Annotated in this window: 19 protein-coding genes; 1 reads left to right on the top strand and 18 read right to left on the bottom strand. The window is 60.6% G+C overall.

Annotated elements, in window-relative coordinates; translation table 11 throughout:
- Nucleotides 1–24: 24 nt before the first annotated feature.
- The 5 genes from surE to HBN98_RS02970 form a co-directional block, all read right to left on the bottom strand.
- Nucleotides 25–774: a 5'/3'-nucleotidase SurE gene (gene surE / locus HBN98_RS02950; RefSeq protein WP_083366864.1), complete on the bottom strand. Its 750-nt coding sequence runs from the start codon at nt 772–774 to the stop codon at nt 25–27.
- On the bottom strand, nt 762–1,820 hold the full coding sequence (truD, locus tag HBN98_RS02955; protein ID WP_083366865.1) for a tRNA pseudouridine(13) synthase TruD: 1,059 nt from the start codon (nt 1,818–1,820) through the stop codon (nt 762–764). The genes surE and truD overlap by 13 nt, the downstream gene beginning before the upstream one ends.
- Nucleotides 1,817–2,290, bottom strand: coding sequence for a 2-C-methyl-D-erythritol 2,4-cyclodiphosphate synthase (gene ispF / locus HBN98_RS02960; protein ID WP_007907189.1), 474 nt, complete (start codon nt 2,288–2,290; stop codon nt 1,817–1,819). Before ispF ends, truD begins: the two co-directional genes overlap by 4 nt.
- 54 nt (nt 2,291–2,344) lie before the next feature.
- Entirely contained in the window at nt 2,345–3,190 is an 846-nt protein-coding gene (gene fghA, locus HBN98_RS02965; protein ID WP_083366866.1) for an S-formylglutathione hydrolase, read from the bottom strand.
- Nucleotides 3,191–3,255: 65 nt separating this feature from the next.
- Complete coding sequence (locus HBN98_RS02970; RefSeq protein ID WP_007908835.1) at nt 3,256–4,368, bottom strand: S-(hydroxymethyl)glutathione dehydrogenase/class III alcohol dehydrogenase; 1,113 nt, start codon at nt 4,366–4,368, stop codon at nt 3,256–3,258.
- Nucleotides 4,369–4,484: 116 nt separating this feature from the next.
- Between HBN98_RS02970 and HBN98_RS02975 the strand changes: the two genes are divergently transcribed.
- On the top strand, nt 4,485–5,381 hold the full coding sequence (locus tag HBN98_RS02975) for a LysR substrate-binding domain-containing protein (protein ID WP_083366867.1): 897 nt from the start codon (nt 4,485–4,487) through the stop codon (nt 5,379–5,381).
- Nucleotides 5,382–5,498: 117 nt separating this feature from the next.
- Here HBN98_RS02975 and ispD read toward each other — a convergent pair whose 3' ends face one another.
- From ispD to lpxD, 13 genes are all read right to left on the bottom strand, one after another.
- The gene (gene ispD, locus HBN98_RS02980; RefSeq protein WP_083366868.1) at nt 5,499–6,206 is read right to left on the bottom strand and encodes a 2-C-methyl-D-erythritol 4-phosphate cytidylyltransferase; all 708 of its coding nucleotides are present in this window, start codon (nt 6,204–6,206) and stop codon (nt 5,499–5,501) included.
- Nucleotides 6,203–6,481 carry a cell division protein FtsB gene (ftsB, locus tag HBN98_RS02985; protein ID WP_007964293.1) on the bottom strand — a complete coding sequence of 93 codons (279 nt, stop codon included), beginning with the start codon at nt 6,479–6,481 and terminating at the stop codon, nt 6,203–6,205. The genes ispD and ftsB overlap by 4 nt, the downstream gene beginning before the upstream one ends.
- A 171-nt stretch (nt 6,482–6,652) precedes the next feature.
- The gene (gene eno / locus HBN98_RS02990; protein ID WP_064586195.1) at nt 6,653–7,942 is read right to left on the bottom strand and encodes a phosphopyruvate hydratase; all 1,290 of its coding nucleotides are present in this window, start codon (nt 7,940–7,942) and stop codon (nt 6,653–6,655) included.
- Nucleotides 7,943–8,098: 156 nt separating this feature from the next.
- Nucleotides 8,099–8,944, bottom strand: coding sequence for a 3-deoxy-8-phosphooctulonate synthase (gene kdsA, locus HBN98_RS02995; RefSeq protein ID WP_007954807.1), 846 nt, complete (start codon nt 8,942–8,944; stop codon nt 8,099–8,101).
- Nucleotides 8,945–8,950: 6 nt separating this feature from the next.
- Nucleotides 8,951–10,582 carry a CTP synthase gene (locus HBN98_RS03000; RefSeq protein WP_064586194.1) on the bottom strand — a complete coding sequence of 544 codons (1,632 nt, stop codon included), beginning with the start codon at nt 10,580–10,582 and terminating at the stop codon, nt 8,951–8,953.
- Between the two features lie 274 nt (nt 10,583–10,856).
- The gene (gene tilS, locus HBN98_RS03005) at nt 10,857–12,185 is read right to left on the bottom strand and encodes a tRNA lysidine(34) synthetase TilS (RefSeq protein WP_083366869.1); all 1,329 of its coding nucleotides are present in this window, start codon (nt 12,183–12,185) and stop codon (nt 10,857–10,859) included.
- Between the two features lie 132 nt (nt 12,186–12,317).
- Nucleotides 12,318–13,265 carry an acetyl-CoA carboxylase carboxyltransferase subunit alpha gene (locus HBN98_RS03010; protein WP_064586192.1) on the bottom strand — a complete coding sequence of 316 codons (948 nt, stop codon included), beginning with the start codon at nt 13,263–13,265 and terminating at the stop codon, nt 12,318–12,320.
- A gap of 139 nt (nt 13,266–13,404) precedes the next feature.
- Nucleotides 13,405–16,926, bottom strand: coding sequence for a DNA polymerase III subunit alpha (gene dnaE, locus HBN98_RS03015; RefSeq protein ID WP_064586191.1), 3,522 nt, complete (start codon nt 16,924–16,926; stop codon nt 13,405–13,407).
- A 76-nt stretch (nt 16,927–17,002) separates the two neighbouring features.
- Nucleotides 17,003–17,629 (bottom strand): ribonuclease HII, encoded by a 627-nt coding sequence (gene rnhB / locus HBN98_RS03020; RefSeq protein ID WP_064586190.1) that lies wholly within the window; start codon nt 17,627–17,629, stop codon nt 17,003–17,005.
- A gap of 11 nt (nt 17,630–17,640) precedes the next feature.
- Complete coding sequence (gene lpxB, locus HBN98_RS03025; protein WP_083366870.1) at nt 17,641–18,768, bottom strand: lipid-A-disaccharide synthase; 1,128 nt, start codon at nt 18,766–18,768, stop codon at nt 17,641–17,643.
- Between the two features lie 2 nt (nt 18,769–18,770).
- Nucleotides 18,771–19,547, bottom strand: a complete 777-nt coding sequence (gene lpxA / locus HBN98_RS03030; protein ID WP_064586188.1) for an acyl-ACP--UDP-N-acetylglucosamine O-acyltransferase — start codon at nt 19,545–19,547, stop codon at nt 18,771–18,773.
- A complete protein-coding gene (fabZ, locus tag HBN98_RS03035; protein WP_003222142.1) occupies nt 19,544–19,984 on the bottom strand; it encodes a 3-hydroxyacyl-ACP dehydratase FabZ in 441 nt (146 codons plus the stop codon). The genes lpxA and fabZ overlap by 4 nt, the downstream gene beginning before the upstream one ends.
- Nucleotides 19,985–20,090: 106 nt before the next feature.
- Entirely contained in the window at nt 20,091–21,146 is a 1,056-nt protein-coding gene (gene lpxD / locus HBN98_RS03040; protein WP_083366871.1) for a UDP-3-O-(3-hydroxymyristoyl)glucosamine N-acyltransferase, read from the bottom strand.
- Between the last annotated feature and the right edge of the window lie 2 nt (nt 21,147–21,148).

A 21,148-nucleotide genomic window follows, 5' to 3' on the forward strand; every position in this document is an offset into this window, starting at 1 on the left:
TTCTGTCTTCGTGTTCACGGGCCATCAGCGCAGTCCCTCCAGCCAGCCGTCCAGACTTCTGAAGGCGTCGTTGAAGGTGCGATCAAGCAGCAACGGCGTAATCGACACATAGCCCTGCATAACCGCATGAAAGTCAGTACCCGGGCCACCATCTTCAGCATCGCCGGCGGCGGCAATCCAGTAACCGGCCTTGCCACGCGGGTCGACCACTTTCATCGGCGCTGCCGCGCGGGCGCGATGGCCCAGACGCGTCAGTTGAATGCCACGGATGTGGTCGATCGGCAAATTGGGGATGTTCACGTTCAGCACCGTGCGCGGCGGCAGGTCCAGCCCGGCGTGGGCCTCGACCAGTTTGCGCGCGAAATGGGCCGCTGTCGCCAGATTGTCCACCTGCCGTGAACACAGTGAGAACGCAAACGACGGACGTTCAAGGAAGCGCCCTTCAAGGGCTGCCGCCACGGTGCCGGAATACAGCACGTCATCGCCCAGATTGGCGCCGAGGTTGATCCCGGAAACCACCATGTCCGGCTCGCGCTCCAGCAGACCGTTGAGGCCCAGGTGCACGCAGTCGGTCGGCGTACCGTTGAGGCTGATGAAACCGTTGGCCAGGTATTGCGGGTGCAACGGACGGTCGAGCGTCAGCGAACTGCTGGCGCCGCTTTTGTCCTGCTCCGGGGCGATAACCACGCATTCGGTGTAATCCGCCAGCGCAGCATAAAGCGCGGCGAGACCGGGTGCGGTTACCCCATCGTCGTTAGAAATCAGAATACGCATGGGCTGTCCGTCTGCCCCACCGGCACCAGATCAACGAGTTCGCGCACCAATACAGTGGCGAAGCATCCGGCCGGGAGGACGAATTCCAGTTGCAGAATGTCAGGCTGGGGATAATGCCACGACAACCCGCCAATGGGCAGCCGCAGGATGCGACGTTCGTGGCTCATTCCGGCATTGATCAACCAATCGCGCAGATCCGCTTCACGCTCGGCGATCCCCTGCTCCAGTTCATGGACAGCCCCGGCGGCCGGTGAGTCACCTTCGCCCCACTGCGGTCCGGTCGGGTGCAGGTCGAGAATCGCCAGGCGCGGATCGCTGCATTCGGCTTCACCGGCCGGGAAAAAACTGCGGCTGTCGGTGAACGCCAGCAGATCGCCGACCTGCGCCTGCTGCCAGGTGCCGTCGGCAACCCGCGCGGCCAAGACCTGATTGAACAGAAAGCTGCGCGCTGTCGAGAGCAAGCGCGAGCGCACATTGCGCTGCTCCGGCAACGCCTTGCGCGCCGCCCAGGCACGCGCATCAACGACGTTGCCGCCGTCATGGCCGAAACGCTGGGCGCCGAAATAATTGGGAATACCTTGTTTGGCGATCAACTGCAGCCGCTGTTCGATCGCTTCCTTGTCGCCGGCGAACTGGGTCAGGCGCAAGGTAAAGCCATTGGCCGAATGCGCACCGCGCTGCAGCTTGCGCTTGTGGCGCGTGGTCTTGAGGATCTTCAGCGTGTCGTTTTCCGCCGCCGACAAATCCGGATCAGCCTTGCCCGGCAGCTGCACGCTGAACCACTGGCGGGTCAGCGCCTGACGATCCTTGAGCCCGGCATAACTGACGGTACGCAGCGACACGCCGGCGGCCTTGGCAATCCGCCGCGCCGCTTCTTCGGTGTTCAGGCCACGCTTCTCGACCCAGATCCACAGGTGTTCGCCATCGCCGCTAAACGGGATGTCGAGCACTTCATCGACCTGAAAATCTTCGGCGATGGCTTTCAGTACCGCAGTACCGAGGGGTTCGCCATAGGCGCGCGGGCCGAGCAATTGCAGTTCGTTCATGCGCGCAGCAACAAGGCAACGGAATGCACGGCAATGCCTTCTTCGCGACCGACAAAGCCCAGCTTTTCGGTGGTGGTAGCTTTCACGTTCACTTGGTCCAATTCAACTTGAAGATCGGCGGCGATCAGCGCGCGCATCGATTCGATATGCGGCGCCATTTTCGGCGCCTGGGCGACGATGGTGTTGTCGACGTTGCCGACTTTCCAGCCCTTGGCGTGGATCAGCGCGACCACATGCCGCAGCAGTACACGGCTGTCGGCGCCCTTGAATTGCGGGTCGGTGTCCGGAAAGTGTTTGCCGATATCGCCCAGCGCCGCGGCGCCGAGCAAGGCATCGCTCAAGGCGTGCAGCAGGACGTCACCGTCGGAGTGAGCGAGCAGCCCGAAGCCGTGTGCAATACGCACGCCGCCCAGAGTAATGAAATCGCCTTCAGCGAAACGGTGCACATCGTAGCCGTGGCCAATACGCATAAAAAAAACGCCCCGATTTTTGTCAGGGCGTGATTCTACCCGCTTTGTCAGGCATTAGGCGCCTAGAGCGCGTGCGTGATGCTGCAAGTGGTCGTCTATGAAGCTCGCGATGAAGAAATAGCTGTGGTCGTAGCCCGGTTGCAGGCGCAACGTCAGCGGATGACCAGCTTGTTTTGCCGCTTGTTGCAGCGCTTCAGGTTTGAGTTGGGTGGAGAGGAAATCGTCGCGATCACCCTGATCGACCAGCAACGGCAGTTTCTCGTCGGCTTCCGCGATCAGTGCGCAGGCATCCCATTCTTTCCATTTCGAACGGTCTTCGCCCAGGTAACGGGAAAAGGCTTTCTGGCCCCACGGGCAATCCATCGGATTGTTGATCGGCGAGAACGCCGACACCGACTGATAACGCCCCGGATTGCGCAGCGCACAGACCAACGCCCCGTGGCCGCCCATGGAGTGGCCGCTGATGCTGCGCTTGTCCGACGCCGGAAAATGCGCTTCAACCAGTGAAGGCAATTCCTGCACGACGTAGTCATGCATCCGATAGTGCCGCGACCACGGTTCCTGCGTGGCATTCAGATAGAACCCGGCACCGAGGCCGAAATCCCAGGCCCCGTCAGGGTCACCCGGTACATCCGGGCCGCGCGGACTGGTGTCCGGTGCCACGATGATCAGGCCGAGCTCGGCCGCCATGCGCATGGCGCCGGCCTTCTGCATGAAGTTCTCGTCGGTGCAGGTCAGCCCCGACAACCAGTACAGCACCGGCAACTTGCCGCCCTGCTCTGCCTGCGGCGGCAGATACACAGCGAACACCATGTCGCAGCCGAGCACCTCGGAGCGATGGCGATAACGCTTGTGCCAACCGCCGAAACTTTTCTGACAGGAGATGTTTTCCAGGCTCATGTAAAGACTCCTACGCGGCCACGGCTAAAAGCTTTCAACACTTGTAGCCGTGGCGTCGCGATTGATCAGAAATGAATGACGGTACGGATGCTCTTGCCTTCGTGCATCAGGTCAAAAGCCTTATTGATGTCTTCCAGGCCCATGGTGTGAGTGATGAAAGTATCCAGCGGAATCTCGCCGCTCTGCGCCATGTCGACGTAGCTTGGCAGCTCGGTGCGACCGCGCACGCCGCCGAACGCCGAACCGCGCCAGACGCGACCGGTCACTAACTGGAACGGACGGGTCGCGATTTCCTGACCGGCACCGGCCACGCCGATGATCACCGATTCGCCCCAACCCTTGTGGCAGCATTCCAGCGCGGCGCGCATCAGCTGCACGTTGCCGATGCATTCGAAGGAGAAGTCGACGCCGCCGTCGGTCATGTCGACGATCACTTCCTGGATCGGACGATCAAAGTCTTTCGGGTTGACGCAGTCGGTAGCGCCCAGTTGCTTGGCGATCTCGAACTTGGCCGGGTTGATGTCGATGGCAATAATCCGCGCAGCCTTGGCTTTCACCGCACCGATGACGGCAGACAGACCGATGCCGCCCAGACCGAAGATCGCTACGGTATCGCCCGGCTTGACCTTGGCAGTGTTGAGTACCGCACCGATACCGGTGGTTACGCCACAACCGAGCAGGCAGACCTTTTCCAGCGGCGCATCCTTGGAGATTTTCGCCACGGAGATTTCCGGCAGCACGGTGTACTCGGAGAAGGTCGAGGTGCCCATGTAATGGAAAATCGTTTCACCCTTGTAGGAAAAGCGCGAAGTGCCGTCCGGCATCAGGCCTTTGCCCTGGGTGGCGCGAATCGCCTGACACAGGTTGGTCTTGCCCGACTTACAGAATTTGCACTGGCCGCATTCCGGGGTGTACAGCGGAATCACGTGATCACCGACGGCGACCGAGGTCACGCCTTCGCCGATGGCTTCAACGATCGCCCCACCTTCGTGACCGAGGATCGACGGGAAGATACCTTCCGGGTCAGCACCGGACAGGGTGTAGGCGTCAGTGTGGCAAACCCCGGAAGCCACCACGCGCAGCAACACTTCACCGGCCTTGGGCATGGCGACATCGACTTCTACGATTTCCAGCGGCTTCTTGGCCTCGAAGGCAACGGCGGCGCGCGACTTGATCATGCTGACTCTCCAGTGAATCCATTGATTAAAAAACCAGACAGGCAGTGTAGTACAGCGCGTTCTGATGAATAATCCGGACAAAAGCAAAACATTATTGCCATACAGGGATAATCCCGATGTCCGAAAACCGCTGGGAAGGTATCGACGAATTCGTCGCCGTTGCCGAATGCAGCCAGTTCACCGCCGCGGCGGAACGTCTTGGGGTGTCTTCCTCCCACATCAGTCGACAAATCGCACGGCTGGAAGAGCGTTTGCAGACACGTCTGCTCTACCGCAGTACCCGCCGCGTCACCCTGACCGAAGCCGGACAGACCTTTTTGCAGCATTGCCAACGCCTGCAGGACGGTCGCGAAGAAGCCCTGCGCGCGGTCGGCGACCTGACCAGCGAGCCCAAAGGCATGCTGCGCATGACCTGCGCCGTGGCGTATGGCGAGCGGTTCATCGTGCCACTGGTGACGCGTTTCATGGGGCAATATCCGCAATTGCGCGTCGACATTGAACTGAGCAACCGCCAGCTCGATCTGGTGCATGAGGGGCTCGATCTGGCGATCCGGCTGGGCCGACTGCAGGATTCGCGACTGGTCGCCACGCGACTGGCGCCCCGGCGCATGTACCTGTGTGCGTCACCGTCCTACCTGGAACGGTACGGTCGCCCACACAGTTTGTCGGAACTGAGTCGACACAATTGCCTGATCGGCAGCTCGGACCTGTGGCAACTGGAACAGAACGGGCGGGAATTTTCCCAGCGCGTACAGGGCAACTGGCGCTGCAACAGTGGGCAAGCGGTATTGGATGCGGCGCTGCAAGGGGTCGGTTTGTGTCAATTGCCGGACTACTACGTGCTCGAACATCTGCACAGTGGCGCGTTGATTTCGTTGCTGGAGGCACATCAACCGCCGAACACCGCGGTCTGGGCGTTGTATCCACAGCAGCGGCATTTGTCGCCGAAGGTGCGCAAGCTGGTGGATTTTTTGAAGGAAGGGTTGGCTGTGCGGCCGGAGTATCAGGAATGAGTATTGGGTTGGCTGTAAATGCGCTATCGCGAGCAGGTTCACTCCTACAGGGGAACGCATTTCAAAATGTAGGAGTGAGCCTGCTCGCGATTGCGATTCAACAGGCACCACAGAAATTCAGCGGCGGTTAGCCCAGCGTTGACGCAACCACTCCAGGTCTTCCGGCCGGGTGACCTTGAGGTTGTCCGCCCGCCCTTCGATCAGACGTGGCGCCAGACCGGCCCACTCCATCGCTGAAGCTTCATCAGTGATTACCGCATCCGCCACCAGACTGTCAGCCAACGCTCGATGCAAGGCACCGAGGCGGAACATCTGCGGCGTATAGGCTTGCCAGATCACGCTGCGATCTACGGTTTCGACCACACGACCGTGCTTGTCGACGCGCTTGAGCGTGTCGCGTGCCGGCACAGCGAGCAGACCGCCTACCGGATCATTCGCCAGCTCAGCCAGCAGCTTATCGAGATCGTCGCGACTCAGATTGGGCCGTGCCGCATCGTGCACCAGCACCCAGTCTTCGTCATCGGCACCTTGCGCATGCAGATGCAGCAAGGCGTTGAGCACCGACCCGGAGCGCTCCGAGCCGCCCTCGACGCGCTGAATCCGCGAATCGCTGGCGCACGCCAGGTTCGGCCAATACGGATCATCAACAGCCAGACTGACCACCAACCCCTTGAGGCGCGGGTGATCGAGGAAACAGCCGAGGCTGTGTTCGAGAATTGTGCGCCCGCCCAGTCGCAGGTATTGCTTGGGACGGTCCGCGGCCATTCGGGCACCAACGCCCGCGGCAGGAATCACGGCCCAGAAGGCCGGCAGGGAATCGATCATTGGGCCAGCTGGTAAAGGGTTTCACCGTCCTTGACCATGCCCAGCTCGTGACGAGCCCGTTCTTCAACGGTCTCCATGCCTTTCTTCAGCTCGCTGACTTCAGCGTCCATCACCCGATTGCGCTCCAGCAAGCCTTCGTTCTCGGCGTGCTGATCAGCAATCTGCTGCTTCAGCTCGGCGACCTGCGCCAGACTGCCATTGCCCACCCACAGGCGGTACTGCAGACCGGCCAGCAGCAAGAGCAAAACGAGAAACAACCAGTAAGGACTGCGCATCGAATATCAGGTATCCAGTGAAAAAAGACAGCCACGCGAAAACTTTGAAACGTCTGATAGCACGAAGCCTGGAAGATCCAGGCTTGTGCATGTAAGGCATCAGATTAGTGGCAAATCCATCGCTGTCACGACTTTTCCGACACAATCCGGTGTCTTTTTAACATCTACTGCTTAACCGCGGAACTCGGAGCGACCGTTGTACTTGGCTTTGCCATTCAACTGCTCTTCGATACGCAGCAATTGGTTGTACTTGGAAACGCGGTCGGAACGGCACAGCGAACCGGTCTTGATCTGGCCAGCCGAGGTGCCCACGGCCAGGTCGGCGATGGTCGAATCTTCGGTTTCGCCCGAACGGTGCGAGATCACCGCAGTGTAACCGGCAGCCTTGGCCATCTGGATGGCTTCCAGGGTTTCGGTCAGGGTGCCGATCTGGTTGAACTTGATCAGGATCGAGTTGGCGATCTTTTTATCGATGCCTTCTTTCAGGATCTTGGTGTTGGTCACGAACAGGTCGTCACCGACCAATTGGGTCTTCTCGCCGATCTTGTCGGTGAGGATCTTCCAGCCAGCCCAGTCGGACTCGTCCAGACCGTCTTCGATCGAGATGATCGGATAACGTTCGGTCAGGCCTTTCAGATAGTCGGCGAAACCTTCAGCGGTGAACACCTGGCCTTCGCCGGACAGGTTGTATTTGCCGTCTTCGTAGAATTCGCTCGCTGCGCAGTCCAGCGCCAGGGTCACGTCGGTGCCCAGCTTGTAACCGGCGTTGGCCACGGCTTCGGAGATCACTTTCAGCGCGTCTTCGTTGGACGCCAGGTTCGGTGCAAAACCGCCTTCGTCGCCAACGGCGGTGCTCAGGCCACGGGCCTTCAGCACAGCTTTGAGGTGATGGAAAATCTCGGTGCCCATGCGCAGACCTTCCGAGAAGGTCTTGGCGCCAACCGGCTGCACCATGAATTCCTGGATGTCGACGTTGTTATCGGCGTGCTCGCCACCGTTGATGATGTTCATCATCGGAACCGGCATCGAGTACTCGCCCGGGGTGCCGTTCAGGTTGGCGATGTGTGCGTACAGCGGCAGGTCCTGATCCTGTGCAGCCGCCTTGGCCGCAGCCAGGGACACCGCGAGGATGGCGTTGGCGCCCAGGGTTGCCTTGTTTTCAGTACCGTCGAGCTTGATCATCGCGTGATCCAGGGCTTTCTGATCGCTTGGGTCGGTGCCCAGCAGCAGATCGCGGATCGGACCGTTGATGTTGGCTACCGCCTTGAGCACGCCCTTGCCCAGGTAACGGCTCTTGTCGCCATCACGCAGCTCGAGCGCTTCACGCGAGCCAGTGGATGCACCGGACGGCGCGCAAGCGCTGCCGATGATGCCGTTGTCGAGAAGCACGTCCGCTTCCACGGTGGGATTGCCACGGGAGTCGAGAACTTCACGACCTTTGATGTCGACGATTTTTGCCATTGTTGTAAACACTCCAAAGTTGACGAAAACGACGCAGCTAGAGGAAATCTTTTTACCGTCGGCAAGTGGTGTGCAGCGGGCAGCTTGCAGACGACAACGCACCCGCCCGAGGGCAGGTGCGACAAATCGTGCGGTACTTTACCGGAGAAATGAGGTTTACGCGGTTTCTACCGTCGGAAAACTCTTCACCAGTTCGTCCAAAGCTTTGAGCTGGGCCAGGAATGGCTCCAGTTTGTCCAGACGCAAGGCGCAAGGGCCGTCGCATTTGGCGTTGTCCGGATCCGGATGCGCTTCGAGGAACAGACCCGCCAGCGACTGGCTCATGCCCGCCTTGGCCAGATCGGTGACCTGTGCACGGCGACCGCCGGCGGAGTCGGAACGACCGCCAGGCATTTGCAGCGAATGGGTCACGTCGAAGAATACCGGGTACTCGAACTGCTTCATGATGCCGAAGCCGAGCATGTCCACCACGAGGTTGTTGTAGCCGAAGCTCGAACCACGTTCGCAGAGGATCAGTTGATCGTTACCCGCTTCCACGCACTTGTTCAGGATGTGTTTCATTTCCTGAGGCGCGAGGAACTGGGCTTTCTTGATGTTGATCACAGCGTTGGTCTTGGCCATCGCGACGACGAGGTCGGTCTGGCGCGACAGGAAGGCCGGCAGCTGGATGATGTCGCAGACTTCAGCGACGACCGCGGCCTGGTCAGGCTCGTGGACGTCGGTGATGATCGGCACGCCGAAGGCCTGTTTGATGTCCTGGAAGATGCGCATGCCCTCTTCCAGGCCAGGACCGCGATAGGAGGTCACAGAAGATCGGTTGGCCTTGTCGAAACTGGCCTTGAACACGTAAGGGATACCGAGTTTCTCGGTGACCTTCACGTACTCTTCGCAAACCTGCATGGCCATGTCGCGGCTTTCCAGCACGTTCATGCCGCCGAACAGCACCATGGGTTTGTCGTTGGCAATCTCGATGTCGCCAACGCGGATGATCTTCTGTGCCATCGGGGATTACGCCTTCTTCTGGTGTTGTGCCAACGCTGCCTTGACGAAACCGCTGAACAGCGGGTGACCGTCACGTGGCGTCGAGGTGAACTCAGGGTGGAACTGGCAAGCGACGAACCATGGATGATCCGGGGCTTCGACCACTTCAACCAGCGCGGCGTCAGCGGAGCGACCGGAGATCTTCAGGCCGGCTTCGATGATTTGTGGCAGCAAGTTGTTGTTCACTTCATAGCGGTGACGGTGACGCTCGACAATCACATCCTTGCCGTAGCAATCGTGCACCTTGGAGCCGGCTTCCAGCAGGCATTCCTGAGCGCCCAGACGCATGGTGCCACCCAGATCGGAGGATTCGGTACGCACTTCAACCGCGCCGGTGGCGTCTTCCCACTCGGTGATCAGACCCACGACCGGATGACCGCTGGCGCGATCGAACTCGGTGGAGTTGGCGTCTTTCCAGCCCAGCACGTTACGGGCGAACTCGATGACCGCTACTTGCATGCCAAGGCAGATACCCAGGTACGGCACCTTGTTTTCACGAGCGTACTGAACAGCCGTGATCTTGCCTTCAACGCCACGCAGACCGAAGCCGCCCGGTACCAGAATCGCGTCGACACCTTCGAGCAGCGCAGTGCCCTGGTTCTCGATGTCTTCGGAATCGATGTAACGCAGGTTGACCTTGGTACGGTTGGTGATGCCGGCGTGACTCATCGCTTCGATCAGCGACTTGTAGGCGTCCAGCAGCTCCATGTACTTGCCGACCATCGCGATGGTGACTTCGTGCTCTGGATTGAGCTTGGCATCGACGACCTTTTCCCACTCGGACAGGTCGGCGCCGTTGCATTGCAGGCCGAAACGCTCGACGACGAAATCGTCCAGACCCTGAGCGTGCAGCACGGCCGGGATCTTGTAGATGGTGTCGACGTCTTCCAGGGAGATCACCGCACGCTCTTCAACGTTGGTGAACAGGGCGATCTTGCGACGCGACGACACATCCACCGGATGGTCGGAGCGGCAGATCAGCACGTCTGGCTGCAGGCCGATCGAACGCAGCTCTTTTACCGAGTGCTGGGTTGGCTTGGTCTTGGTCTCGCCGGCGGTGGCAATGTACGGAACCAGCGTCAGGTGCATCAGCATCGCGCGCTTGGAACCGACTTCCACACGCAGTTGGCGGATGGCTTCGAGGAACGGTTGCGATTCGATGTCGCCAACGGTGCCGCCGATTTCCACCAGGGCCACGTCGGCATCGCCGGCACCCTTGATGATGCGACGCTTGATTTCGTCGGTGATGTGCGGAATCACCTGGATGGTTGCACCCAGGTAGTCACCACGGCGCTCTTTGCGCAGCACGTGCTCGTAGACACGGCCGGTGGTGAAGTTGTTGTTCTGGGTCATGGTCGTGCGGATGAACCGCTCGTAGTGGCCCAGGTCCAGGTCGGTCTCGGCGCCGTCGTGGGTGACGAACACTTCACCGTGCTGGAACGGGCTCATGGTGCCCGGGTCGACGTTGATGTACGGATCCAGCTTAAGCATGGTGACCTTAAGCCCCCGCGCCTCCAGGATGGCCGCCAATGAAGCCGAGGCAATGCCTTTCCCCAATGAAGAAACAACACCGCCCGTGACGAATATGTAGCGCGTCATGAAAAACCCTAGAAGTCTGCGTTAAAGCGGTACGAGCCGCCGGGGAAAGCGAAGGAAGGCCGAAGCCCCCGATCACCTGCATTAATCACAGTGCACCTTTCAAAAAAACCGCCGCGTTGGGACAGACCGGCAGGTGAAACACCGGTACGTTGCTCGCTACACATTTTTTGGAATCGCCCAGCAAAGACTGCTTGGTAATCGGCAACTCCTGCAATTCAGGCGAATCCACAGAAGTTGTATCAAGAAGGGAGCGTAGTCTACCGGAATGCCCCTTTCATCTCAAACCTTGATCTTCGTCTGTTGGCTGCCAATGCAATTTCCAGGCGTGTGGCCCATGCCCGTCAAGGCCCGGCAGGTTCGCCACGGCGAGCAATTCGGCGCCGCGAAACAGCAGCGGCAATCTGCCACGGACGAACGCCGGCACCGCGCGCTCATTGAGCAGGCGCTTGAGATCGCGGTGGCCGCGCTCTGCCAGATGCATCACTTCGCCGCCCTGCCGATAGCGAATCTGCAACGGCCCGACGGGAGTCTGCCCGCTGAACATGACACGCCCGTTATTCGGCAGGCGTAGCGCTGTCGACGGGTCATGCCACTCGACACCGAGCGCTGGCGCGTGCAGCCAGTCGCCACTCAGCCACCATATCCGGCCGGCGCTGCGATGCAACTCGCCATCGGCCAGACGCCAGACCGGGGACGCATCGCTGGCGGCGTCGCACACGCTTGTCCAACCCGACCAATGGTCAGTGTCCGGCAGTCGGGTCAGGGGTTCGAGCCAATGGCTGAGCGCATTGCGCTGACGAGCGGCGGACAGGGTGGCCAGCGGCGCCAGTTCCAGTGACGGCAGGCCGAGCCATTGGAACTCGCCAGGCGTGGCGGCTTGCGCCAGATCGATTTGCGCCAGCTCGTCGAGCAGGCCTTGCGCCTCGCGCAGATGCGCCGCACTACGGGCCATGCTCGTCTGCGCCTGCGGCCAGCGCTCGGCCAACCGAGGCAGCACCTGATGACGCAGGTAATTGCGCGAGAACTGCCGATCTTCGTTCGACGGATCTTCGATCCAGCGCAACTGATGCGCGCCAGCGTAAGCCTGAAGTTCGGCACGCGTGACGTCGAGCAATGGCCGCAGCAGCGTGCCCTGCCCCAACGGGCGCTGCGTCGGCATCGCCGAAAGTCCGCGAACGCCGGCACCGCGCATCAAGCGAAACAGCAGGGTTTCGGCCTGATCATCACGGTGCTGCCCGGTCAGCAGCAGGTCCCCCGTCCCGATCAGCGAGGTGAACGCCGCATAACGCGCCTCCCGCGCCGCCCGCTCCAGGCTGGCGCCGGGTTGCACCTTCACCCGAACGACCTGCAATGGGACGCCCAGCGCATCGCAGACCGACTGACAATGCGCCGGCCACGCATCAGCCGCAGCCTGGAGGCCGTGATGGATATGGATGGCGCTGATCGCAGGGAGTGATTCGGTTTTTGCCAGATCGGCAAGCAGGTGCAGCAGGACGGTGGAATCGAGACCACCGGAAAACGCGATGCGCCAATGAGCGGCGTCGCGCCAAGGCTCAAGGTTGCGCAAAAGCCGTGAGGGCAAATCAATCATGGACTGACTCATACCTTTCTCTTTGCCCCAAACAACTGTGGGAGCGAGCCTGCTCGCGAAGACGGTTTAACATTCAACTCATTCGTCGAGTGTTATACCGCTTTCGCGAGCAGGCTCGCTCCCACATGGGTATTGCGCTTCGACTTAGAGACCGTAGCTCATCAGTCGATCATAACGGCGCTTGAGCAGCGCTTCGTTGTCGAACTTCTTCAGCATCGCCAGTTGCGAGCTCAGCTCGGCACGGATCGAAGCTGCGGCAGCGGCCGGGTCACGGTGGGCGCCGCCCAGTGGCTCGCCAATCACCTTATCGACGATACCCAGGCCTTTCAGGCGCTCGGCGGTGATGCCCATCGCCTCGGCAGCGTCCGGCGCCTTCTCGGCGGTTTTCCACAGAATCGAAGCGCAACCTTCCGGCGAGATCACCGCGTAGGTCGAGTATTGCAGCATGTTCAGCTGGTCGCAGACGCCGATGGCCAGTGCACCACCGGAACCACCCTCACCGATAACGGTGGCGATGATCGGGGTCTTCAGGCGCGACATCACGCGCAGGTTCCAGGCGATGGCTTCGCTCTGGTTGCGCTCTTCAGCGTCAATCCCAGGGTAGGCACCCGGGGTGTCGATGAAGGTCAGGATCGGCATCTTGAAGCGCTCGGCCATCTCCATCAGACGGCAGGCCTTGCGGTAGCCTTCCGGACGCGGCATGCCGAAGTTGCGGCGCACCTTCTCGCGTACTTCACGGCCTTTCTGGTGACCGATGATCATCACTGGCTGATCTTCCAGACGTGCCACGCCGCCAACAATGGCCGCGTCGTCGGAGAAGTGACGGTCGCCGTGCAGTTCGTCGAACTCGGTGAAGATGTGCTCGATGTAGTCGAGGGTGTACGGGCGTTTCGGGTGACGCGCCAGACGAGCGATCTGCCAGCTGGTCAGCTTGCCGAAGATGTCTTCGGTCAGCGTGCGGCTCTTGTCCTGCAGGCGGGAGATCTCATCGCCGATATTCAGCGAATTGTCATTACCGACCAAGCGCAACTCTTCGATCTTGGCTTGCAGGTCGGCGATCGGCTGTTCGAAATCTAGAAAATTCGGGTTCATAGGCGTCCGTCTTGGGTCGTGTCCCAAATGAGCTTGGGCCGGCCGGTTGTCTATTCGCGCCCTACCTTAAGGGAGAGGCGCGCTGAGGTCGAGATTAAAAATTCAGGTTGCGGGCAAGCGCAATGATGGCACCTGCCGGTCAACGGTATTGGAGGAAGACGTTGTCTCGCCCGAACTGGTCACGCAGGGCTTGAATCAAGGCATCCGCCGGGTCGATTCGCCAGGTCTCGCCAAACTGCAGCAAGGTCTTCGCATCGGGGCTGGTGTACTCCATGGTGATCGGGCACGCCCCGCGATGACGCTTGAGCAACTCACCCAACCAGCGTAGCTGATCGCCCTTCAGGTCTTGAGTCTGCAGCTTCAAACGCAGGCTCTCGGCCAGATTGGTGCGCGCATCTTCCATGCTCATCACGCGCTTGACCCGCAGGCGCAGGCCGCCGGAGAAGTCGTCGTTGCTGACCTCGCCTTCGACCACCACCATCGCATCGGTCTGCAATAGCGACTGCGCGGAGTGGAACGCATCGGCGAACAGCGACGCTTCGATCCGTCCCGAGCGGTCGTCAAGGGTGATGAAACCCATCTTGTCGCCCTTCTTGTTCTTCATCACACGCAGGGCAATGATCATCCCCGCCACGGTTTGCGTATCGCGGGCCGGTTTCAGGTCGATGATGCGCTGACGGGCGAAACGGCGGATTTCGCCTTCGTATTCGTCGATCGGGTGACCGGTCAGGTACAGGCCCAAAGTGTCTTTCTCACCCTTGAGGCGTTCCTTGAGGGTCAGCTCCTTGGCCTTGCGGTGGCTTGCATACACATCGGCATCGGCTTCGACGAACAATCCGCCAAACAGGTCGGCATGGCCGCTGTCGTGGGTGCGAGCAGTTTGTTCGGCGGCCTTGATTGCCTCTTCCATTGCCGCCAGCAGCACGGCGCGGTTGCGGTCGATGTTGGCCTGATAAGCCTTTTGCTCGTCATGGAAGTACGGCCCCAGACGATCCAGCGCGCCACTGCGGATCAAGCCGTCCAGCGTCCGCTTGTTGATGCGTTTGAGGTCGACACGGGCGCAGAAATCGAACAGATCCTTGAACGGACCTTCCTGACGCGCCTCGGTGATGGCTTCCACCGGACCTTCACCGACGCCTTTGATCGCGCCGAGGCCATAGACGATGCGGCCGTCGTCGTTCACCGTGAACTTGAACTCCGAAGTGTTCACGTCCGGCGCGTCGAGGCGCAGCTTCATCGTGCGCACTTCCTCGATCAAGGTCACGACCTTGTCGGTGTTGTGCATATCCGCCGAGAGTACCGCGGCCATGAACGGCGCCGGGTAGTGAGCTTTCAGCCAGGCGGTCTGGTAGGACACCAGGCCGTAAGCGGCGGAGTGGGATTTGTTGAAGCCGTAACCGGCGAATTTCTCTACCAGGTCGAAAATGTTACCGGCGAGGTCGGCATCGATATTGTTGGTCGCGCAACCCTCAATGAAACCGCCGCGTTGCTTGGCCATTTCCTCGGGTTTCTTCTTACCCATGGCTCGCCGCAGCATGTCCGCACCACCGAGGGTGTAACCGGCCATGACCTGGGCAATCTGCATCACCTGTTCCTGATACAGGATGATGCCATACGTCGGCGCCAATACCGGCTTGAGGCCTTCGTACTGGTAGTCCGAGTGCGGGTACGCCAGTTCGGCGCGACCGTGCTTACGGTTGATGAAGTCGTCCACCATGCCGGACTGCAGCGGGCCCGGGCGGAACAGCGCTACCAGTGCGATCAAGTCTTCCAGGCAGTCGGGCTTGAGCTTTTTGATCAGCTCTTTCATGCCGCGCGATTCAAGCTGGAACACCGCCGTGGTTTCGGCTTTTTGCAGCAGGTTGTAGGTCGGCTTGTCGTCGAGCGGGATAAACGCGATGTCCAGCGGCTCTTCGCCGACCTTGGCGCGGTCGCGGTTAATGGTTTTCAGCGCCCAGTCGATGATCGTCAGGGTCCGCAGGCCAAGGAAGTCGAACTTCACCAGACCGGCCGCTTCCACGTCGTCCTTGTCGAACTGGGTTACCAGGCCGTCACCGGCCTCGTCGCAATAGATCGGCGAGAAGTCGGTCAGTTTGGTCGGGGCGATCACCACGCCACCGGCGTGCTTGCCGACGTTACGCACCACGCCTTCAAGCTTGCGCGCCATCTCCCAGATTTCCGCCGCCTCTTCATCGACCTTGATGAAATCGCGCAGGATCTCTTCCTGTTCGTAGGCTTTTTCCAGGGTCATGCCGACTTCGAACGGAATCATCTTCGACAGACGATCCGCCAGGCCGTAGGACTTGCCCTGCACCCGCGCCACGTCACGCACCACAGCCTTGGCGGCCATGGAACCGAAGGTGATGATCTGGCTTACCGCGTTGCGGCCGTATTTCTCGGCCACGTAGTCGATCACCCGGTCACGACCGTCCATGCAGAAGTCGACGTCGAAGTCGGGCATCGAGACCCGTTCCGGGTTAAGGAAACGTTCGAACAGCAGGTCGTATTCCAGCGGATCGAGGTCGGTGATCTTCTGCACATAAGCCACCAGCGAGCCGGCACCCGACCCCCGGCCAGGCCCCACCGGCACGCCGTTGTTCTTGGCCCACTGGATAAAGTCCATCACGATCAGGAAGTAACCGGGGAACCCCATCTGGATGATGATATCCAGCTCGAAATTCAGCCGGTCGACGTAGACCTGACGCTTGGCTTCGTAGTCTTCGGTGGTGTCCTTGGGCAGCAGCACCGCGAGGCGCTCTTCGAGACCTTCGAAAGACACTTTGCGGAAGTATTCGTCGATGGTCATGCCATCGGGAATCGGGAAGTTGGGCAGGAAGTGCGTACCCAGCTTCACTTCGATGTTGCAGCGCTTGGCAATCTCAACGGTGTTTTCGATCGCGTCGGGAATGTCGCTGAACAGCTCGGCCATTTCCTCGGCGCTTTTGAGGTATTGCTGATCGCTGTAATTCTTCGAGCGCCGCGGATCGTCGAGGGCGCGGCCTTCGCCGATGCACACGCGGGTTTCGTGGGCCGCGAAGTCTTCCTGCTTGATGAAACGCACATCGTTGGTCGCCACCAGCGGCGCGCCGAGCTTGTCGGCCAGCGCCACGGCGCCGTGCAGTTGCTCTTCATCGTTGGGGCGATTGGTGCGCTGGATTTCCAGGTAGAACCGATCCGGGAACACCGCCATCCAGTCACGCGCCAGAGCCTCGGCCTCGGCCGGGTTGCCACCGATCAGAGCCATGCCGATCTCGCCTTCTTTGGCGGCGGACAACATGATCAGGCCCTCGTTGGCCTCAGCGACCCACTCGCGCTCGACGATGACCATGCCGTTGCGTTGGCCCTCGATGAAGCCGCGGGAAATCAACTCAGTGAGATTGCGATAGCCCTTGGCGTTCATCACCAACAGGCTGAGCCGGCTCAGCGGTGCGTCCGGATCCTTGTTCGACAGCCACAGGTCGGCGCCGCAGATCGGCTTGATGCCCGCGCCCATGGCGTTTTTATAGAATTTGACCAGGGAACACATGTTGTTCTGATCGGTGACCGCCACGGCCGGCATGTTCATGCCGGTCAGCGCCTTGACCAGTGGCTTGATCCGCACCAGCCCGTCGACCAGGGAGTATTCAGTGTGCAGGCGTAGATGAACGAATGAAGCCGGCATAGTGATCCTGTCCAGTTACATAGAGACAACAAGGCCCGGATTGTACCGGGCCTCGAACAAAACATCAGCCTTGCGACTAAACCTGCGTCAGGCCTTCGAGCGCCTCGTAAGCCTGACGCACCGGGGCGAACGAGCGCCGGTGAATCGGCGTCGGCCCCAGCCGTGCCAACGCTTCCAGATGAACGGGCGTCGGGTAGCCTTTATGACCGCCGATGCCGTAACCCGGATAGATCAATTCGAACGCCGCCATTTCGCGGTCGCGGCTGACCTTGGCCAGAATCGATGCCGCGGCAATTGCCGGGACCTTGCCGTCGCCCTGCACCACCGCTTCGGCGCGCATTGGCAATTTCGGGCAGCGGTTACCGTCGATCATCGCCAGTTTCGGCTGCACATGCAGCCCGGCCACGGCACGCTGCATGGCGAGCATGGTGGCGTGGAGGATGTTCAGCTCATCGATTTCTTCGACTTCGGCGCGGGCGATGCACCAGCTCAGGGACTTCTCGATGATCTCGTCGTAGAGCTTCTCGCGTTTGGCTTCGGTGAGTTTCTTCGAGTCGTTGAGACCGAGGATCGGCCGGTTCGGATCGAGGATCACCGCCGCCGTCACCACCGCACCGCACAACGGGCCGCGACCGACTTCGTCGACACCGGCCACCAGTTCTTCGACTTCGGCGACCAGGGTGAAATCCAGGCCCATTTGCATCGTCTTGCTCATTATTTCTGACCGATCAGGTTGAGGACGGCATCCGCCGCCTGATTGGAAGCGTCCAGCCGCAACGTGCGGTGAATCTCGTCGAAGCCACGGGTCTGCTCTTCGCCACCGTCGATCAGCGGTGACAGGGTCTGTGCCAACGCCTCGACTGTCGCATCATCCTGCAATAATTCCGGCACCAACAGGCGCTGGGCCAGCAAGTTCGGCAAGGACACATACGGACTCTTGACCATGCGCTTGAGAATCCAGAACGTCAGCGGCGCCAGGCGATACGCAACGACCATCGGCCGCTTGTACAGCAACGCCTCAAGCGTGGCGGTGCCCGAAGCGATCAATACCGCGTTGCACGCCGCCAGGGCCAGATGGGACTTGCCGTCGAGCAAGGTTACCGGCAAGTCACGACCCGCGAGCAGTTCTTCGAGCTGCACGCGACGTTCGGCATTGGCACACGGCATGACAAAGCGCAGCCCCGGACGCATGGCCCGCAGGCGCTCGGCCGTGTCGAGGAACAACGCGCCCAGACGCCCGACTTCACCGCCGCGACTGCCCGGCATCAAGGCGACCAGCGGCCCATCCGGCAGGCCCAGTTCGGCCCGCGCAGCGGCGCGATCGGCCTCAAGCGGAATGGTGTCGGCCAACGTGTGACCGACGAACCGTACCGGCACGCCCTTCTCTTCGTAGAATTTTGCTTCGAACGGCAACAGCGTCAGCATCAGGTCGCAGCCTTCGCGAATCTTCAGCACGCGCTTCTGCCGCCACGCCCACACTGACGGGCTGACGTAGTGCACGGTCTTGATCCCGGCCTGACGCAACTTGAGTTCGATATTGAGGTTGAAATCCGGGGCATCGATGCCGATGAACACATCCGGTTTCTCGGCAATCAACGTGGCGATCAGGTCCTTGCGGCGCTTGAGCAACTCGCGCAGCCGCCCGAGCACTTCCACCAGCCCCATGACCGACAGGCGCTCCATGGGGAAGTAGGACGTCAGCCCCTCAGCCTGCATCAACGGGCCGCCGACGCCGATGAACTCGACTGTCGGGTGTTGCGCCTTGAGCGCGCGCATGAGGCCGGCGCCCAAAATATCACCGGAAGCTTCGCCCGCCACCAGCGCAATACGCAGACTGGCCATGATCAGCGGGTGATGCCGCGGGTCGACGACTGGATCGAGTCACGGAACACCGCGACTTCCGGGAACTGCGCAGAAGGCTCGGCGAGTTCGGCCAGCGCCTGCTCGACGGTCAGCCCCTGGCGATAAACGGTTTTGTACGCACGGCGCAGGGCGTGAATGGCATCTTCACTGAAACCGCGACGACGCATGCCTTCGAAGTTCATGCTGCGCGCTTCAGCCGGGTTGCCGAACACCGTCACGAACGCCGGGACGTCCTTGCCGATGGCGGTACCCATGCCGGAAAAGCTGTGGGCGCCGATATGGCAATACTGGTGAACCAGAGTGAACCCGGAAAGGATCGCCCAGTCGTCGACGTGCACATGCCCGGCCAACGCTGTGTTATTGACCAGAATGCAGTGGTTGCCGATGACGCTGTCATGCCCGATGTGGGCATAAGCCATGATCAGGTTGTGATCGCCCAGGGTGGTTTCCGAACGATCCTGCACAGTGCCACGGTGAATCGTCACGCCTTCGCGAATGACGTTGTGGTCGCCGATCACCAGACGGGTTTCTTCGCCTTTGTACTTCAGATCAGGCGTGTCTTCGCCTACCGAGGAAAACTGGTAGATGCGGTTGTGCTTGCCGATTCGGGTCGGGCCTTTGAGGACCACGTGCGGCCCAATCACGGTACCCTCGCCGATTTCCACACCTGCGCCGACGATCGACCACGGGCCGACCTCGACGCCGTCAGCCAGAACGGCCGACGGATCGATGATTGCGCGAGGGTCAATCAAACTCATAGTTTGCGTTCCGCACAGATGATTTCAGCCGAGCAGACTGGCTTGCCGTCAACCGAAGCCTGGCACTCGAACTTCCAGATCTGACGCTTGCAGCTGATGAACTTGGCTTCAAGGATCAACTGGTCACCTGGAAGAACCGGCTGACGGAAGCGCAGCTTGTCGGAACCGACGAAGTAATACAGGGTGCCGTCTGCAGGCTTTACATCAAGCATTTTGAAACCGAGGATCCCGGCAGCCTGGGCCATCGCTTCGATGATCAGCACGCCCGGCATGATCGGATGCGCCGGGAAGTGGCCGTTGAAGAATGGCTCATTGATGCTGACATTCTTGTAGGCGCGAATGCGCTTGCCTTCAGTGTCCAGTTCCACCACCCGGTCCACCAGCAGGAACGGGTAACGGTGAGGCAGGTATTCGCGAATCTCGTTGATGTCCATCATTTCGGGGGGAAGCCTATGTAAAGATTGGGAGCGCGACTGACGCGCACTCCTCTAGCAAATCAAGGAGGCAGTCTAGAGGCTGTGCACACTTGATATGGAAATGGTATCAGCCATCAGATGAAGCATTGCCGCCGGGGGTCACTTCCCCAACGCGCTTTTCCAGCTGCTTCAAACGTCGCGCGAGGTCATCGAGCTGACGGATGCGTGCCGCGCTTTTGCGCCATTCGGCCGCTGGTTGCATGGCTGTGCCGGAAGAATAGGCACCCGGCTCGGTAATCGAGTGGGTCACCATGGTCATCCCGGTCAGGAAAACGTTGTCGCAAATATCGATATGCCCCACCAGGCCAACGCCACCGGCGAGCATGCAGTGCTTGCCGATTTTGGTGCTGCCGGAGATACCCACGCACGCCGCCATGGCGGTGTGATCACCGACCTGGACGTTGTGGGCGATCTGGATCTGGTTGTCGAGCTTCACGCCATTGCCGATCACGGTATCGGCCAGCGCACCACGGTCGATGGCGGTATTCACGCCAATTTCCACATCGTCGCCGATGGTGACACCGCCAATCTGGGCGATCTTCTGCCAGACACCTTTCTCGTTGGCGAAGCCGAAGCCTTCACCGCCGAGCACAGCACCGGACTGGATCACCACACGCTTGCCGATGCGCACGTCGTGGTACAGCGTTACCCGCGGCGCGAGCCAGCCGCCCTCGCCGATTTCACTGCGGGCACCGATGACGCAATGTGCCCCCAGAGTGACCTGCGCGCCGATACGCACACCGGCCTCGATCACCACGAACGGGCCGATGCTGGCGCTTGGATCAACCACCGCATCCGGCGCAATTACCGCTGTGGGATGAACACCCGCAGTGGCTTTTGGCTTGGGATCGAACAGGTGCGAGATGCGTGCATAAGCCAGGTAAGGATCCGGCACCAGCAGCGCGTTACCGGCAAAACCGTCGGCATCCGCCTCCTTGAGCAATAGCGCAGCCGCCTGGGAACTTGCCAGGTATTTGCGATATTGAGGATTTGCCAGAAAGCTCAACTGAGCTGGGCCAGCCTCCTGCAAGGTGGCTAGCCCAGTAATTTGCTTCTCGGGGTCGCCACGCAGGGTGGCGCCGAGGAACTCGGCCAACTGGCCGAGCTTGATAGTCACGGTCATGG

The organism is Pseudomonas koreensis (genome assembly GCF_012986595.1).
GTDB classification, from domain to species: Bacteria; Pseudomonadota; Gammaproteobacteria; order Pseudomonadales; family Pseudomonadaceae; genus Aquipseudomonas; species Aquipseudomonas koreensis.